Origin of the sequence: Bradyrhizobium sp. 61, assembly GCF_023073075.1 — a bacterium.
Lineage (GTDB): Bacteria > Pseudomonadota > Alphaproteobacteria > Rhizobiales > Xanthobacteraceae > Bradyrhizobium > Bradyrhizobium barranii.
Genome location: NZ_JADPIU010000102.1, coordinates 1 through 1425, shown reverse-complemented (window position 1 = coordinate 1425; position 1425 = coordinate 1). Strand labels below are relative to the sequence as shown.

1 protein-coding gene is annotated in these 1425 nt (G+C 66.8%); it reads left to right on the top strand.

Going from position 1 to position 1425, the window contains the following annotated elements; all coding sequences use genetic code 11:
- Window positions 1-158 precede the first annotated feature (158 nt).
- Complete coding sequence (locus IVB46_RS39455) at window positions 159-1358, top strand: IS256 family transposase (RefSeq protein ID WP_247345303.1); 1200 nt, start codon at window positions 159-161, stop codon at window positions 1356-1358.
- Window positions 1359-1425: the final 67 nt, after the last annotated feature.

Sequence of the window (1425 nt, the reverse complement as noted above, 5' to 3'; positions counted from 1 at the left end):
GGTCGTGTCCCCGGAGGTGGTGTAGCTCGGTAGAGCAAAGCCGCCCGGACGCGCGCCCCCAGTAGCGCCGTAGCGGGCGGGCGGCTTTGCGGTGGTCACCGGCAGTTCTCCGGTAGGATCGGGTTGCGACACGCGCCAACGCAACCGAGGACCCGCCGATGACCGACGACATGATGAACCTGCGCACGCTCGTAGAGAAGACCCCTGATGCCGATCTGCTGCGCGAGATGATCGGCTTTGCTGCCCAGCGCCTGATGGAGCTGGAAGTCGAAAGCCAGACCGGGGCCGCCTATGGCGAGAAGAGCCCCGAGCGCTTGGCCCAGCGCAACGGTTACCGCGACCGGATCTGGGAGACCCGCGCCGGCGCGGTGGAACTGCGCATTCCCAAGCTGCGCAAGGGCTCTTACTTCCCGGGTTTCCTGGAGCCGCGCCGGATGGCCGAGAAGGCGCTCACCGCCGTGGTGCAGGAAGCCTACGTGCAGGGCGTCTCGACCCGTTCGGTGGACGATCTGGTGCAGGCGATGGGCATGACCGGCATCTCCAAGAGCCAGGTCAGCCGGCGGTGCGGCGAGATCGACGACAAGGTGAAGGCGTTCCTTGGCCGTCCGATCGAGGGCGACTGGCCCTATCTGTGGATCGACGCCACCTATGTGAAGGTGCGCCAGAATGGCCGCATCGTGTCGGTCGCGGTGATCGTCGCGGTCGGCGTCAACAGCGACGGTCGCCGCGAAGTTCTCGGCATGGATATCGGCCCGTCAGAGGCCGAGACGTTCTGGACGGCGTTCCTGCGCAAGCTCGCCCGCCGCGGCCTGCGCGGCGTCAAGCTGGTCGTGTCCGACGCCCACGAGGGCATCAAGGCCACCGTGGCCAAGGTGCTCAACGCCAGTTGGCAGCGCTGCCGCGTTCACTTCATGCGTAATGCGCTGGCGCATGCCGGCAAGAGCGGCCGTCGCGTGGTCTCCGCCTTCATCGCCACCGCCTTCGCCCAGGACGATGCCGAGGCCGCGCGTACGCAATGGCGCAAGGTTGCGGATCAGCTCCGGCCCAAGCTGCCGAAGTTGGCCTGCTTCCTCGACGAGGCCGAGACCGACGTGCTCGCCTACATGACGTTCCCGCCGCAGCATCGGACCAAGCTGCACTCCACCAATCCGATTGAACGCCTCAACGGCGAGATCAAGCGGCGGACCGAGGTGGTCGGCATCTTCCCCAACGAGGATGCCATCGTCCGCCTCATCGGAGCGATCCTGCTCGAACAGAACGATGAGTGGGCGGTCCAGCGCGCCCGCTACATGACACTGGAAACCATCGCGCCGTTGAGCGATGATCCGAGCGTCAGCATCACGGCTATCGCCAGCTGACCGACCCGGCCCTCGCCGGCGAACGCGGTGACCCGCCGCCAGCTACACCACGCTAGGGGACACGATC

Coding starts and splice junctions, on each gene's coding strand:
- IVB46_RS39455 (WP_247345303.1), top strand. CDS start 159: ATGACCGACGACATGATGAACCTGCGCACGCTCGTAGAGAAGACCCCT.